Annotated in this window: 15 protein-coding genes; 7 read left to right on the forward strand and 8 right to left on the reverse strand. The window is 68.3% G+C overall.

All coding sequences use genetic code 11. The annotated features are described in order from the left end of the window. Nucleotides 1-40 precede the first annotated feature (40 nt). From BM249_RS01950 to BM249_RS01970, 5 genes are all read right to left on the reverse strand, one after another. Nucleotides 41-877, reverse strand: coding sequence for a formate/nitrite transporter family protein (locus BM249_RS01950; protein WP_091968448.1), 837 nt, complete (start codon nt 875-877; stop codon nt 41-43). Between the two features lie 417 nt (nt 878-1294). Further along, nucleotides 1295-1591: a hypothetical protein gene (locus BM249_RS01955; RefSeq protein ID WP_091968451.1), complete on the reverse strand. Its 297-nt coding sequence runs from the start codon at nt 1589-1591 to the stop codon at nt 1295-1297. A gap of 135 nt (nt 1592-1726) precedes the next feature. Beyond that, nucleotides 1727-3532 carry a translation elongation factor 4 gene (lepA, locus tag BM249_RS01960; RefSeq protein ID WP_091968453.1) on the reverse strand — a complete coding sequence of 602 codons (1806 nt, stop codon included), beginning with the start codon at nt 3530-3532 and terminating at the stop codon, nt 1727-1729. Nucleotides 3533-3752: 220 nt separating this feature from the next. Continuing rightward, the gene (locus BM249_RS01965) at nt 3753-4448 is read right to left on the reverse strand and encodes a hypothetical protein (RefSeq protein ID WP_143103666.1); all 696 of its coding nucleotides are present in this window, start codon (nt 4446-4448) and stop codon (nt 3753-3755) included. Nucleotides 4449-4547: 99 nt separating this feature from the next. Beyond that, nucleotides 4548-5339 carry a HugZ family pyridoxamine 5'-phosphate oxidase gene (locus tag BM249_RS01970; protein WP_091968457.1) on the reverse strand — a complete coding sequence of 264 codons (792 nt, stop codon included), beginning with the start codon at nt 5337-5339 and terminating at the stop codon, nt 4548-4550. Nucleotides 5340-5621: 282 nt separating this feature from the next. On the opposite strand from BM249_RS01970, the gene BM249_RS01975 reads away from it, so the two are divergent. The 7 genes from BM249_RS01975 (at nt 5622) to BM249_RS02005 (ending at nt 10715) form a co-directional block, all read left to right on the forward strand. Further along, complete coding sequence (locus tag BM249_RS01975; RefSeq protein WP_091968459.1) at nt 5622-6332, forward strand: response regulator transcription factor; 711 nt, start codon at nt 5622-5624, stop codon at nt 6330-6332. 86 nt (nt 6333-6418) lie between these two features. Then, on the forward strand, nt 6419-8137 hold the full coding sequence (locus BM249_RS01980) for a sensor histidine kinase (RefSeq protein WP_244528535.1): 1719 nt from the start codon (nt 6419-6421) through the stop codon (nt 8135-8137). 4 nt (nt 8138-8141) lie between these two features. Next, nucleotides 8142-8636: an HPr kinase/phosphorylase gene (locus tag BM249_RS01985; RefSeq protein WP_091968463.1), complete on the forward strand. Its 495-nt coding sequence runs from the start codon at nt 8142-8144 to the stop codon at nt 8634-8636. A 125-nt stretch (nt 8637-8761) separates the two neighbouring features. Beyond that, nucleotides 8762-9163 (forward strand): PTS sugar transporter subunit IIA, encoded by a 402-nt coding sequence (locus BM249_RS01990; RefSeq protein WP_091968465.1) that lies wholly within the window; start codon nt 8762-8764, stop codon nt 9161-9163. 120 nt (nt 9164-9283) lie between these two features. After that, on the forward strand, nt 9284-9604 hold the full coding sequence (locus BM249_RS01995; protein WP_091968467.1) for an HPr family phosphocarrier protein: 321 nt from the start codon (nt 9284-9286) through the stop codon (nt 9602-9604). An 89-nt stretch (nt 9605-9693) separates the two neighbouring features. Further along, nucleotides 9694-10167 (forward strand): nuclear transport factor 2 family protein, encoded by a 474-nt coding sequence (locus tag BM249_RS02000; protein WP_091968469.1) that lies wholly within the window; start codon nt 9694-9696, stop codon nt 10165-10167. Next, the gene (locus BM249_RS02005; RefSeq protein ID WP_091968471.1) at nt 10164-10715 is read left to right on the forward strand and encodes a TetR/AcrR family transcriptional regulator; all 552 of its coding nucleotides are present in this window, start codon (nt 10164-10166) and stop codon (nt 10713-10715) included. The genes BM249_RS02000 and BM249_RS02005 overlap by 4 nt, the downstream gene beginning before the upstream one ends. Before the next feature lie 97 nt (nt 10716-10812). On the opposite strand, the gene cobT is transcribed toward BM249_RS02005, so the two are convergent. From cobT to cobS, 3 genes are read right to left on the reverse strand one after another with little or no spacing between them, the layout of a single operon-like run. After that, nucleotides 10813-12717 (reverse strand): cobaltochelatase subunit CobT, encoded by a 1905-nt coding sequence (cobT, locus tag BM249_RS02010; protein WP_091968472.1) that lies wholly within the window; start codon nt 12715-12717, stop codon nt 10813-10815. A 7-nt stretch (nt 12718-12724) separates the two neighbouring features. Then, nucleotides 12725-13216 carry a DUF29 domain-containing protein gene (locus tag BM249_RS02015; protein ID WP_091968474.1) on the reverse strand — a complete coding sequence of 164 codons (492 nt, stop codon included), beginning with the start codon at nt 13214-13216 and terminating at the stop codon, nt 12725-12727. 22 nt (nt 13217-13238) lie between these two features. After that, the gene (gene cobS, locus BM249_RS02020) at nt 13239-14222 is read right to left on the reverse strand and encodes a cobaltochelatase subunit CobS (RefSeq protein ID WP_091968476.1); all 984 of its coding nucleotides are present in this window, start codon (nt 14220-14222) and stop codon (nt 13239-13241) included. Between the last annotated feature and the right edge of the window lie 54 nt (nt 14223-14276).

Here is a 14276-nt window from a genome sequence, read left to right on the forward strand (position 1 = left end):
ATTTCCGGCGGTCGGGAGACCCGACCGCCCGAGGCAGCGATCAGGCGGCCTGACGGCGCTCCATGACGACGGCGGCGCGCTTCGGGGCCGTGCGGACATGGGTCGTGTACAGGGTCAGGCCGGTGAAGGCGAGGCCACCGATGAGGTTGCCGAGAACGGTGGGGATCTCGTTCCAGAAGAAGTAGTCGGCCACCGAGAACTGACCACCCATGAGCAGGCCGAAGGGGAACAGGAACATGTTCACCACCGAATGCTCGAAGGTCATGTAGAAGAACAGCATGATCGGCATCCACATGGCGATCACCTTGCCGCTGACCGTGGTCGAGATCATGGCGCCGACGACGCCGGTGGAGACCATCCAGTTGCACAGCATGCCGCGGAGGAAGATCGTGAACCAGCCGCCGACGCCGTGCGAGGCATAACCCACGGTGCGCTTCTCGCCGATATGGGCGATGAACTCACCGACCTTCTCGGGCGGCGCCGTGAAGCCGAAGGTGAACACGAAGCCCATCATGAAGGCCACCGTCAGGGCGCCGAGGAAGTTGCCGAGGAAAACGAGCCCCCAATTGCGCATCACCCCGCTCCAGGTCACGCCCGGCCGACGATCGAGGAGGGCGAGGGGCGCCAGGACAAATACCCCCGTGAGGAGGTCGAACCCCAGGAGGTAGAGCATACAGAAGCCGACGGGGAACAGGGCGGCCCCGAGGATGGGAATGCCCGTCTGCTGGGTGATGGAGACGGCGAAGACGGCGGCGAGGGCCAGGATCGCGCCGGCCATGTAGGCGCGGATGACCGTGTCGCGGGTCGACATGAAGATCTTGGATTCGCCTGCATCCACCATCTTGGTGACGAACTCAGCAGGGGCGAGGTAAGCCATGTCGGGTCCTTTACGGGTTGGAGCCTCTGCGGAGCTCGCCGGAGCCGGAGCCGAGGCCCCACCTCCGGCCGCGCCTCGTTGCGCGGCTCGCAGCCGGGGACGTCCGCTTTGCGCACGCCACCCATCGCCGAACCAATCAGCAAGACCCGTGCCTTTTGGGAATGAGGGACGTGGCGCCGTCGTCGCGGGCGGCTCTCGCCGTGGCTCAGTCGCGGAGGGGTTGCAGGCCCGAACGAACCCTCCGGGTCGAGACCGCCGCCGAACGGGCGGTTGAGGCGGGTCCCAGCTCTGGTCCAGGGTGCTCCTCGACATCGGGTTTGGTGGCGTCCCTCCACCTCGCCTCGCGGATGAAGGCCTGAGCTCAAACGAAAAGGGCCGGGGAAACCCCGGCCCTTCGATCCGCGCTGACGAAAGGAATTACTGGCGCGGCGCCTGTGTGTTGCCCGCCGCGCCGAGACCGACGCCGGTGTTGGAGCTCGCCCCGGTGCCGCCGCCCATGTTGCCCGAACCGCCGACCGCGCCGGGCGCGCCCGCCGTGCCCTTCATGGTGGAGCCGGTGGTCATCTCGTTCATCTTCTCGCCGTTGCTCTTCACGCTGCCGGGGTTGTTCATGTTGCCCGTGGCACTGCCGCCACCGGCCGGGGCCTGGGCGAAGGCCGCGCCCGTGAGGGAGAGGACGAGGGTGGTCGCGAGGGTCAGGGTGGTCTTGCGCATGGTGCGTTGCCTCCGGTGTGTCTGTGTTGCGGGGTCAACGCATCGGGACGGGATGTCGTTCAATGCTATTTCGGGCCAATCGCGATCAAAAGATCTGACCGTCCGCACGGAACGTCTTCCCGTAAACGCCAAGCTTCAATCGTCCATCTTCAGGGCGGCGATGAACGCCTCCTGCGGGATCTCGACCTTGCCGAACTGGCGCATCTTCTTCTTGCCCTCCTTCTGCTTGTCGAGGAGCTTGCGCTTGCGCGAGATGTCGCCGCCGTAGCACTTGGCGGTCACGTCCTTGGAGAGGGCCTTGATGGTCTCGCGGGCGATGATCTTGCCGCCCAGAGCTGCCTGGACCGGGATCTGGAACAGGTGGCGGGGGATGAGATCCTTGAGCTTCTCGCACATGGCGCGGCCGCGATGCTCGGCGCGGGAGCGGTGGACGAGCATCGACAGGGCGTCCACGGGCTCGGCGTTGACGAGGATCGACATCTTCACGAGGTCGCCCTCGCGATAGTCGGAGATGTGGTAGTCGAACGAGGCGTAGCCCTTGGAGATCGACTTCAGGCGGTCGTAGAAGTCGAACACCACTTCGTTGAGCGGCAGATCGTACACCACCATGGCGCGCTTGCCGACGTAGTTGAGATCGACCTGGATGCCGCGCCGGTCCTGGCACAGCTTCAGCACGCCGCCGAGATACTCGTCCGGGGTCAGCACCGTGGCGCGGATCCACGGCTCCTCGATGGCCGCAATCTTCATCACGTCCGGCATGTCGGCCGGGTTGTGCAGCTCCTTGATCGTCCCGTCCGACATCTGCAGGCGGTAGACCACGGAGGGGGCCGTCGAGATGAGGTCGAGGTTGAACTCGCGCTCCAGGCGCTCCTGGATGATCTCGAGGTGCAGGAGGCCGAGGAAGCCGCAACGGAAGCCGAAGCCCAGCGCCGCGCTGGTCTCCATCTCGTAGGAGAAGCTCGCATCGTTGAGGCGCAGCTTGCTCATGGCGCTGCGCAGGGTCTCGAACTCGGCCGCATCGACGGGGAAGAGCCCGCAGAACACCACGGACTGCACGTCCTTGAAGCCCGCCAGCATCTCCTGGCAGGGACGCTTGTCCTCCGTGAGGGTGTCGCCCACGCGGGTGGCGGCCACTTCCTTGATGGAGCCGGTGAAGAACCCGACCTCGCCGGGGCCGAGCTCGCCGATATCCTGCATCTTCGGCCGGAACACGCCGATGCGGTCGACGCCATGCACGGCATCCGCCCCCATCATGCGGATGTTCATGCCCTTCTTCAGCACGCCGTCGACGATGCGCACCAGCACCACGACGCCGAGATAGACGTCGTACCAGGAATCGACGAGGAGGGCTTTCAGGGGCGCGTCGCGGTCGCCCTTGGGCGGCGGCAGGCGGGTGACGATGGCCTCTAGCACCGCCTCGATATTGAGGCCGCTTTTGGCCGAGATCGCCACGGCGTCGGAGGCGTCGATGCCGATCACCTCCTCGATCTGGGCGCGGATGCGCTCGGGCTCGGCGGCCGGCAGGTCGATCTTGTTGAGGACGGGCACGATCTCGTGGTTGGCGTCCAGCGCCTGATAGACGTTGGCCAGGGTCTGCGCCTCGACGCCCTGGGACGCGTCCACCACCAGCAGCGAGCCCTCGCAGGCGGCGAGCGACCGCGAGACCTCGTACGCGAAATCGACGTGGCCGGGGGTGTCCATGAGGTTGAGGATGTAGGTCTTGCCGTCCTGGGCCTTGTATTCGAGGCGCACGGTCTGCGCCTTGATGGTGATGCCGCGCTCCTTCTCGATGTCCATGGAATCGAGCATCTGCTCGCTCATGTCGCGTAGGGCCACGGTGCCGGTGGTCTGGATCAGACGGTCGGCCAGCGTCGATTTGCCGTGATCGATATGCGCGACGATGGAGAAGTTGCGGATGGAGTCGATGGGAGACGTGGTCATCGAGGCTGTGATCTCCGGCGCGCGCGGCCCGCCGCTTCGAGGGCGGACGCGGTGCACGGTTCTGACGGGTGAAAAGACGGTTCGCCCGCGAGATAGCAGTGCGGGCCCCCGGCGCCAAGCGCGGGGGTCGGGCACGGCGCCGAAGGCTGAACGCCTCTGGCGGAACGACCGCCGCGCCGCCGCTCGGGATCGATAATCCCCGGAGCGACGCCGTGAGAGTCTACACCGTCAGCGACAGCCGGCGGGCGGCGGCCTGTTCGGCCTTCACGCTGGCCTTCGGCGGCTCGATCTCACCGATGGACTTCGTCACGAAATCCATGCTCGCGGAGCGAAGCGTCCCGTCATCGAGGGTCATGATCCCCGACAGGGCCTGCGACTGCATCATCCGGGCCGTGTAGAGGCCCTGGGCGGCATCGCGGGCGTCGTCGTCCTTGGCGGCGCGGCGTGCCTCCTGGAAGGCATCGAGGGCCTTCCGCGCCGCCCGCATCGAATGGAGCGAGGCGACGTCCTTGAAGCTCTTCACCAGTTCCGGATCTTCCTCGAACAGCTTCTCGATCTTCTTCCTGTAGGGACTGTCGGTCGTGACATTGCCGACGGTGTCGAGCTTCAGGGTGATGGGCTCGTCCAGGGGAATCCCCAAGCGGGTGAACCGGTCGCTCAGGGTCTCGCTCAGGGCCTTGGTGCGGCCGGCGACCATCGCGTCGAAGGATTTGACGGCGTTGTCGTCGGCCTGGCCGATCACATTGGTCGCGGATGCGGGCGCGGACGCCACCAAGCCAGCGAGTTGCCGGCGCGCGGCGGCGCCGACATCGACGGTCACGGCGGCACCGGCCGGCTGGGCTTGCTTTCCCGCCTTGACGGCGGGGTTCGCGGCCGGCGCGGCGCGGCTGGCGGACGGTGTGGAAGCTGCGGTCACCGTCGTCATCGTCAGGCACCCGTGAGGATTGGACACCCACCGCCGTACACGCACCGGCTTACCGAAGCGTCAACCATGCCCCTGTCGGCGTCGAAGCCCTCAGGCCGGATCCGATCCCTCACCCGCCCGCGCCCGCGCCGCCATGGCGACGAGAACCTTGCGCAGCGCCCCCATCTCCCGCACCGGCTCCGGATAGAGCACGCGCGCCGTGCGGTCGGCGGCGAGGAGATCCATCCCTTCCGGGTCGAGGCCTGTGAGACGCCATGGACCGGGCTCGGCGCCCGTGCCGGCGGCGTAGAGCGCCAGGGCGTCGAGGTGGTCGGCGTTCATGTGCTCCACGGCGCCGGCCTCGCCCGCGACCAGGGCCTCGGCCCCGGCGAGATCGAGACGCAGTTCGTCGGTTCTCAAGACCGCCGCCTTGGCGAAACCGCCGTTGAGATGTCCGGCGCCCGGCTCCAGGGCGAAGAAACCGAAATCGGGAAAATCCGCGTAAAGCGCCGCCTTGGGGTGGCGGGCGAGGAAGCGAGCGCGGTGGCGCGGCTCGGCGCTCTGGATCGCCCGCCCCGTTACGGTCAGGCGCGGATGCGCCAGGGGATCGCCCTTGCCACCGGCACTGAACAGCAGGGAGGCGCGGGGATCGGCAAGCAGGTTGCGGGTGTGGGCCGAGAGCCGGGACAGCAGCATCAGGGGCGTGCCGTCCGTGTCTGTCGCGACGGTCACAAGGGAGACGAACGGCGTGCCGTCCTGGGGATCGAGGGTGGCCAGCGCCCCCGACCGGATCGTGCGCAGGAGGTGGCGGGCGAGCCCGATGGCGTCGAACCCCGCTTCAGCCGCCGGAAGCGGCGCCGCCGGTCCGCGCCGCGCGCCTGTCGTCTCCGCTTCCGCGTCCATGATCCCCCCTCCTGGCTGTCGTTTATCCCATGATAGCGAGGAAACGGGCAGTTTCGCGAGTCCGCCCGAGTGCGGCCCGTTGGCCTCAGTCAAGCCGCAATGCGTCCCCGCTCGCTTTTTATCCGGGGACCCTTTACACAGCCTGACTCTCCGCGCGAAAGCGACCCGCCCCCACGGCAGGCCGCCAGCGCGTTTTCGCCGGCCCCGCTCGCGGGGTGGATTGCGGACGGAGCGGGCGCGCGAGCGGCCGCCTCGGCCCGTATCGGAGCCTTAGGAACGCGCATGCCGACCATCGCCCTCGTGGACGACGACCGAAACATCCTCACCTCCGTATCCATCGCGTTGGAAACGGAAGGGTACCGCATCCAGACCTACACCGACGGCGCCTCGGCGCTGGACGGCCTGAAGCACTCGCCGCCCGATCTCGCGATCTTCGACATCAAGATGCCGCGCATGGACGGGATGGAGCTTCTCAGGCGTCTGCGGCAGAAATCGGACCTGCCGGTGATCTTCCTCACCTCGAAGGACGAGGAGATCGATGAATTGTTCGGCCTCAAGATGGGCGCCGACGATTTCATCCACAAACCGTTCTCGCAGCGCCTGCTCGTGGAGCGTGTGAAGGCCGTCCTGCGCCGCTTCGCCCCGAAGGACGGGCCGGGCGCCGTCACCCGCGAGGCCGACGCCGCAGCCCGCTCCCTCGAGCGCGGCCTGCTGATGATGGATCCCGAGCGCCACACCTGCACCTGGAAGGGCGAGCCCGTGACCCTCACGGTGACGGAATTCCTGATCCTGCAGGCGCTGGCCCACCGGCCCGGCGTCGTGAAGAGCCGCAACGCCCTCATGGACGCGGCCTATGACGATCAGGTCTATGTCGACGACCGCACCATCGACAGCCACATCAAGCGCCTGCGCAAGAAATTCAAGGTGACGGATGCAAGCTTCGACATGATCGAAACGCTCTACGGCGTCGGCTATCGCTTCAAGGAAGGCTGAACCGCCGCCGAGCGGCCCGCCCCCTTTCGCAGCCCCCACCGAACCGGACCGACGTGGCGACCTCAGATCCAGCCGAAGACCGACCCTTGCGCGTGCTCGATTGGCCGCGCACCCTGTGGAACGCCATCGGCCAACGCGCCTCGTCGAGCCTGACGCGGCGCATCGTCGTGCTCAACCTCGTGGGGCTGTTCGCCCTGCTGTTCGGCTTTCTCTACCTCAACCAGTTCCGCCAGGGACTGATCCAGGCCCGGGTGCAGAGCCTGCTGATCCAGGGCGAGATCATCGCGGGCGCCATCGCGGCCTCGGCCTCGGCGTCCGGCGACACCGGGGCGATCCGCATCGACCCCGACAAGCTCCTCGAACTCCAGGCGGGCGAGACCGACGAGACGCCCTCGCCGCTCGCCTTCTCCCTCAACCCCGAGCGGGTGGCGCCGCTCCTGCGCCGTCTCATCACCCCGACCGGCAACCGTGCCCGGGTCTATGACGGCGATGGCGGCCTGCTGTTCGATTCCCGTACCCTGTCGGCGCGGAGTGACAGCGGCCGCGGCGACACGACCTTGCGCGAGCGCAGGCGCACTCCTCTGGAGCAAGCCTTCGACTTCGTGCAGAGCCGCCTCTTCGGCAGCCCGCGCCCGATCCCGGCCGAAGAGGTCGGCCCGACGAGCGGCCACGGCCTCAAGGAGGTGCAGGTGGCGCTCGGGGGCTCGCGCGGCACCATCGTGCGCCGCAACGAGGCCGGCGAGACCATCGTGTCCGTGGCGGTGCCGATCCAGCGCGGCAACGTCGTGCGCGGCGCCCTGCTGCTCTCGACGCAGGGCGGCGACATCGACCGGGTCATCGCCTCGGAGCGCTTCGGCCTGCTGCAGGTGTTCCTCATCGCCGCCATCGTGATGCTGGTGCTGTCGATCCTGCTCGCCGGCACCATCGCGGGGCCGGTGCGGCGCCTCGCCGACGCCGCCGAGAAGGTGCGATTGGGCATCAAGTCCCGCGAGGAAATTCCGGATTTCACCGGGCGTACGGACGAGATCGGCCACCTCTCGGGGGCGCTGCGTGACATGACCCAGGCCCTCTACCGGCGCATCGACGCCATCGAGAGCTTCGCGGCCGACGTCTCCCACGAATTGAAGAACCCCCTCACGTCCCTGCGCAGCGCCGTCGAGACCTTGCCGCTGGCGAAATCCGACGACTCGCGCGGGCGCCTGCTCCAGATCATCCAGCACGATGTGAAGCGCCTCGACCGTCTCATCTCGGATATCTCCGACGCCTCCCGCCTCGACGCGGAGTTGGCCCGCGCCGAGGCGCGCAAGGTCGACATGCACAAGCTCATGACCACCGTGGTGTCGGTGGCCAACGAACGGCGGCGTCCGAAGGACGCCCCGATCCTCCTCGACATCGCGCAGCCGATCGCCGAGATCGAGGCGCCGTTCACGATCTTCGGACACGACAGCCGCCTCGGTCAGGTGGTCAACAATCTCCTCGACAACGCCCGCTCGTTCTCGCCGCCCGACGCCAAGGTCCGGGTCGCCCTGCGCCGGGTGCGGGGCGATGTCGAACTCGTGGTGGAAGACGAGGGGCCGGGCATCCCCGAACACGCCCTGGAGCGGATCTTCGAGCGGTTCTACACCGACCGGCCGGAACAGGGCTTCGGCCAGAATTCCGGCCTCGGCCTCTCGATCTCGCGCCAGATCGTCCAGGCCCATCGCGGCACCATCCGGGCCGAGAACCGCCCCGGACCCGCCGACGAGGACGGCGAGCCCACCGTGCGCGGTGCCCGTTTCATCGTGCGTCTGCCGGCGGCGCGCTGAACGGGTGCCGTGGGAGACGATCCACGCCACGGCCGTCTCGCTCGTGGGAGCGGGCGTCATCCTCCGGGGGGATTCCGGGGCCGGCAAATCGACCCTCGCCCTTCTGCTCCTCGACCGGGCGGACACCCTCGCCCTGCCGGCGGCCCTGGTGGGCGACGACCGCATCCGCCTCGCGCGGGAGGGCACGGACCTCATCGCCCGGTCGCATCCGGCCCTCGGCGGCACCCTGGAAGTGCGCGGCCTCGGCCTCTGTCGCGCCCTCGCGGTGGTGGAAGCGGCGCCGGTCCGCCTCGTGGTCGATCTCGTGGCGCGTCGCCCGCGCCTGCCCGACACACCAGACCCCGCCCTCCTCCTCGGCCTTGCCGTGCCGCGCCTCGTCCTCGACCGGCGGATGCTGCGCGCCGGCCTCGGGCCTCGCCTCGTCCTCGATGCCCTGGGCGGCGTGGCCGGGGGGGCGCACCGGGGGATTCTCGCGCTGCCGGAGGCCGAGCGACCGTAGCGCGGGGGCCACCATCGTGGCATGATCAAGACGTGCGGGCCCATAAAATGTCCCGATCGTCTTGCGCTCGACCTTGCGGTGCACAAGATGGCGGCTCCGCTCACAGGGCGTTGGAATCCGCGTCGATGATTGGAATGGTGCTCGTCACCCACGGGCTGCTCGCGACGGAGTTCAAGGCTGCCCTTGAACACGTCGTCGGGCCGCAGAAGCAGATCGAGACGATCACGATCGGCCCCGAGGACGACATGGAATTGCGGCGGCTCGACATCATGAACGCCGTCGGTCGGGTGAATTCCGGCGAGGGCGTCGTGGTGCTCACCGATATGTTCGGCGGCACGCCCTCGAATCTCGCCCTCTCCTGTATGAACGGCGGCCAAGTCGAGGTGGTGGCGGGCATCAACCTGCCGATGCTGATCAAGCTCGCCAGCGTGCGCGACGCCGAACCCCTCGCGGACGCCGTGCTGCATGCCCAGGAGGCGGGCCGCAAGTACATCAACGTCGCCTCGCGGGTCCTGGCGGGCAAGTGACCGGCCGGTGACCGGGATGTGAGGGCGCTCACACCTTCCTAACGCCGCCGCGACGGCTTACACGCCATGGAGGTGGGGGCCGTAAGGCACCGACGGCCGGTTCGGGGATGGCGGACGCGCATGATCGACGACGACGATTCCGACGAGACTCTTCCGCCGGTTCCCGAGGGCGGGCTCTTGCGGGTACTGCCCATCGTCAACCGGCGCGGCCTGCACGCCCGGGCGTCGGCGAAATTCGTCCAGACGGTGGAGCGCTACGACGCCACCGTTACCGTCACCCGCGCGGGCGAGAGCGTGGGCGGCCGTTCGATCATGGGCCTGCTGACCCTCGGCGCCGCTCAGGGCACCTCCATTGCGGTGGTGGTCTCGGGTCCTGACGCCGAAGCCAGCCTCCAGGCCATCACCGACCTCCTGGCGAATAAGTTCGGCGAAGACGAGTAGGACCGCGTCCGAACCGGACGATTGACCGTGCCGGCCGCCCTCTGTACCGATCGGTACAGCGCCCAAATCCGGGGCGCGTAGGAGCCCGCATGTCCGACGTCCGTCCGCCCCTGCCGCCCTTCACCCGCGAGACCGCGATCCAAAAGGTCCGCGCCGCCGAGAACGGCTGGAACGGCCGCGATCCCCAGAAGGTCGCGTTGGCCTACACGCCCGACAGCCGTTGGCGGAACCGCTCGACCTTCCTCACCGGCCGCCCCGCCATCGTGGCGTTCCTCACGGACAAGTGGGCCCGCGAACACGAATACCGCCTGATCAAGGAATTGTGGGCGTTCACCGAGGATCGCATCGCCGTGCGTTTCGCCTACGAGTTCCACGATGCGGACGGCGCATGGTTCCGGGCCTATGGCAACGAGAACTGGGAATTCGACGGCAACGGCCTGATGCGGACCCGCCACGCCAGCATCAACGATGTCGCGATTCGCGAGGGCGAGCGCCTGTTCCGCTGGGACGCGCCGGGCCCGCGCCCCGACGATCATCCCGGTCTCACCGACCTCGGCCTGTGACGAAGCCGGCCGGGGTGCGAGAGGCCGCGATCCCGGCCCTCGCAGAAGTGTTTCGCGAGCACGGCTATGCGGGGGCGAGCCTGGCGCTCCTCTGTGCCCGCGCCGGTCTCGGCAAAGGCAGCCTCTATCACGCCTTCCCAGGCGGCAAGGCCGAGATGGCGGAGGCAGTGCTCGATGCCATCGGAGCTTGGTTCGAGGCGGAACTCTACGCGCCCCTGCGGGAGGAGCCCGACCCCCACGCGGCCATCGGCCGGATGTTTCATGCCGTGAAAGGCTATTTCCAATCGGGCCGGCGCGCCTGTCTCGTCGGCGCCTTCGCCCTGTCGGACGACCGCGACCGCTTCGCCACGCGCATCGCCGATTACTTCAGGGCGTGGCGGGACGCCCTGGCCGATGCCCTGCGCCGCGCCGGCCGCGACGACGCGGCGGCCCTCGCCGAGGACACGGTCCTGGCGATTCAGGGCGGCCTCGTCCTCGCCCGCGCCCTGGACGATCCGATGGTGTTCGGGCGTCTGCTCGCGCGTTTGGAGACGCGGTTGAACGGCTGATCGGGGAACCGCGAACCATGCGTGCGCGCCCACCTGTCCCCGCCTGTGGGGAGAGGGTGACGCGCGTTTGAATGGACGGCCGATGGGCTATCGAACCCTAGCGCCGTCCGCCCGCCGACCTGCGCGCGGTGCCACCGCCACGGGCATCTTCCTCGAACAATTCGGCGAGCTTTTCCGTCATGACGCCGCCGAGTTCCTCGGCGTCGATGATGGTGACGGCGCGGCGGTAATAGCGGGTGACGTCGTGGCCGATGCCGATGGCGAGGAGTTCAACGGGAGACCGGGTCTCGATGTCCTCGATCATCCAGCGCAGGTGGCGCTCCAAATAGTTGCCCGGATTGACCGACAGGGTCGAATCGTCCACGGGCGCGCCATCGGAGATCACCATCAGGATCTTGCGCTGCTCGGGCCGGGCGACGAGGCGCTTGTGCGCCCAGTCGAGGGCCTCGCCGTCGATGTTCTCCTTGAGCAGGCCCTCGCGCATCATCAGGCCGAGGTTCTTTCGCGCCCGGCGCCACGGGGCGTCGGCGGACTTGTAGACGATGTGGCGCAGGTCGTTGAGGCGACCCGGCGTGGTCGGCTTGCCCGCAGCCAGCCAGGCTTCCCGCGACTGGCCGCCCTTCCAGGCCCGGGTGGTAAAGCCCAGAATCTCGACCTTGACGCCGCAGCGCTCCAGCGTCCGCGCCAGGATATCGGCGCAGGTGGCCGCCACCGTGATCGGCCGGCCGCGCATGGAGCCGGAATTGTCGAGGAGCAGGGTCACCACCGTATCGCGAAAGTTCGTGTCCTTCTCCTGCTTGAAGGAGAGGGGCTGGAACGGATCGGTGACCACGCGCACGAGGCGGGCGGGATCGAGCTGGCCTTCTTCGAGGTCGAAATCCCAGGCGCGGTTCTGCTGGGCCAGCAGGCGGCGCTGCAGCCGGTTGGCGAGGCGCCCGACCACGCCCTGGAGATGGGCGAGCTGCTTGTCGAGGTAGCTGCGCAGGCGCGCGAGTTCCTCGGCGTCGCAGAGTTCCTCGGCGTGGATCACCTCGTCGAAGCGCGGATTGAATACCTTGTAGTCCGGGCCGCGGGCCTCGTTGCCCCGGTTGGTCGGTGGGCGCCACGCCTCGGACGCCTCCTCGGATTCGGCGTCCTCGGCCTCCTCCGGCAATTCGCCTGAGGGCGCGTCGGCGGATTCCGTCGCCCCCTCCTGGAGATCGTCGGAGGCTTCCTCCGATACCTCCATCTCGGAACGATCCCCCTGGGATTGCTCCTCGGCCTCGCCTTCGCTCGGGCTCTGCTCGTCGTCCTGGGCCTCGCCCTCATCCTCGTCGTTGTCGTCGTCCTCGGGATCGAACGGCGTCTCGTCGGCCATATCGAGGGAGGTGAGGAGGTCGCGCACGGAGCGCGCGAAGGTGCGCTGGTTCTCGATGGCGCCCAGCAGCCCGTCGAGATTCGGCCCGGCCTTCTCCTCGACATGGGCGCGCCACAGGTCGACGATCTTCTGCGCCGCCGGCGGCGGGGCCTGCCCGGTCAGGCGCTCGCGCACCATGAGGGCGACGGCGTCCTCCATGGGGGCGTCGGCCCGGTCGGTGATCGCCTCGTACTTGCCGCCGCGGTGATAGCGGTCCTCCAGCATGGCCGAAAGGTTGTCGGCCACGCCCTGCATCCGGCGCGCGCCGATGGCCTCGACGCGGGCCTGTTCCACGGCATCGAACACCGCCCGTGCCCCGGAATTCTCCGGCGCGAGGCGGCGATGGACGGCCACATCGTGGCAGCCGAGACGAAGCGCCATGGAATCGGCGTTGCCGCGCAGGATCGCCACATCGGCCGCCGTCAGCTTGCGCGGCGGCTCGGGCAGACGCGCCTTGTCGCCGGTGAGGGCCGGCCGGTCGCTGGCATAGACCACCTCGACCTCGGCGCGCCGGGCGACGGCGCGCAGGCACCCGGCCACCGAACGCTTCAGGGGCTCGGCGACGGGCTCGCGACGGTCGCCGGATTTGCGGTTGGAGATCGACATGCTTGGATCAGTCACCGTCTAGTGCGAACGGGCGGGTCATGATGGTGGTCCAGTCGTACGGACAAGCGACCGGCAGGGATTTGGCGGAGACGCGCATCTCGCGCGCCGCCCGGAGGCGTCCCAACCGGAACCCGTCCTCGATCGCCTCGTCCAGGCGCGATCTGAGACTCGGGTTCTTCCGGAGCTGCTTCTCCGCGCGGAGGCGATGCTCCTCGATGCTGAGAGCCCAGCTTCGCGAGCGCTTGGCGGCCTGGTGATCCCACTTGAGCATGTGAAGGAGGAGAACTTCCAAAGCCCCTTCGAGCTTGTTGTACTGCTCCGCTCCCACGTCGCTCAATTCCTCGGCGATGTTGGTCAGGTCGAGGGACGCGATGGCGCCCTCGCGCAGCAGCGCGACCTGTTCTTCGACCCAACCGTAGAGGTCGTCTCCGTAGCGCGTCGGAGCAGGGCGGGATGCCCCGCCCTCCCCCGGTTCGCCCTTCAGAGCCGGCTCGCCCATTGCGTTCTCCGTCGAGAGATCCCTAGCTCAGGGCCACGTTGGCGGCGCTCTCCGGCAGATCCTTGCCGAAGGCGCGCTGGTAGAATTCCGCCACCAGGGTGCGCTCGAGCTCGTCGCACTTGTTCAGGAACGTCACCCGGAAGGCGAAGCCGATATCCTGGAAGATGTCGGCGTTCTCGGCCCAGGTGATGACCGTGCGGGGGCTCATGACGGTCGAGAGATCGCCGTTCATGAAGGCGTTGCGGGTGAGGTCTGCCACACGCACCATCTTGCTCACGATCTCGCGGCCGCCGTCGCGCTGGTAGTGCTGCGCCTTCGAGAGCACGATATCGACCTCGCGGTCGTGGGGCAGGTAGTTGAGCGTCGTGACGATGGACCAGCGGTCCATCTGGCCCTGGTTGATCTGCTGGGTGCCGTGATAGAGGCCCGAGGTATCGCCGAGGCCCACCGTGTTGGCGGTGGCGAACAGGCGGAAGGCCGGATGGGGCGAGATCACCCGCTTCTGGTCGAGGAGGGTGAGACGGCCCGAGAGCTCCAGCACCCGCTGGATCACGAACATCACGTCGGGGCGGCCGGCATCGTACTCGTCGAACACCAGCGCGACGTTGTTCTGGAGCGCCCAGGGCAGGATGCCGTCCTGGAAGGCCGTGACCTGCTTGCCGTCCTGAAGAACGATGGCGTCCTTGCCGACGAGGTCGATACGCGAGACGTGGCTGTCGAGGTTGATGCGGATGCAGGGCCAGTTCAGGCGGGCGGCGACCTGCTCGATATGGGTCGACTTGCCGGTGCCGTGATAGCCCGTGACCATGACGCGGCGGTTGCGGGCGAAGCCCGCCAGGATCGCCAGAGTGGTCTCGCGATCGAAGATGTAGTCCGGGTCGAGGGTCGGCACATGCTCATCGGTCTTCGAGAAGGCAGGCACCATGAGGTCGAGGTCGATGCCGAAGACCTCGCGCACGGAAACGGTCCGGTCGGGCTGCGAGCTGGGCGAGACGTCAGAGAGCATAAGGACCTCGTCGGGGCGGGGCCGGCCGGGCCGGACCGCGCGGGGCTGTGTCGG

The organism is Methylobacterium gossipiicola, assembly GCF_900113485.1.
GTDB classification, from domain to species: domain Bacteria; phylum Pseudomonadota; class Alphaproteobacteria; order Rhizobiales; family Beijerinckiaceae; genus Methylobacterium; species Methylobacterium gossipiicola.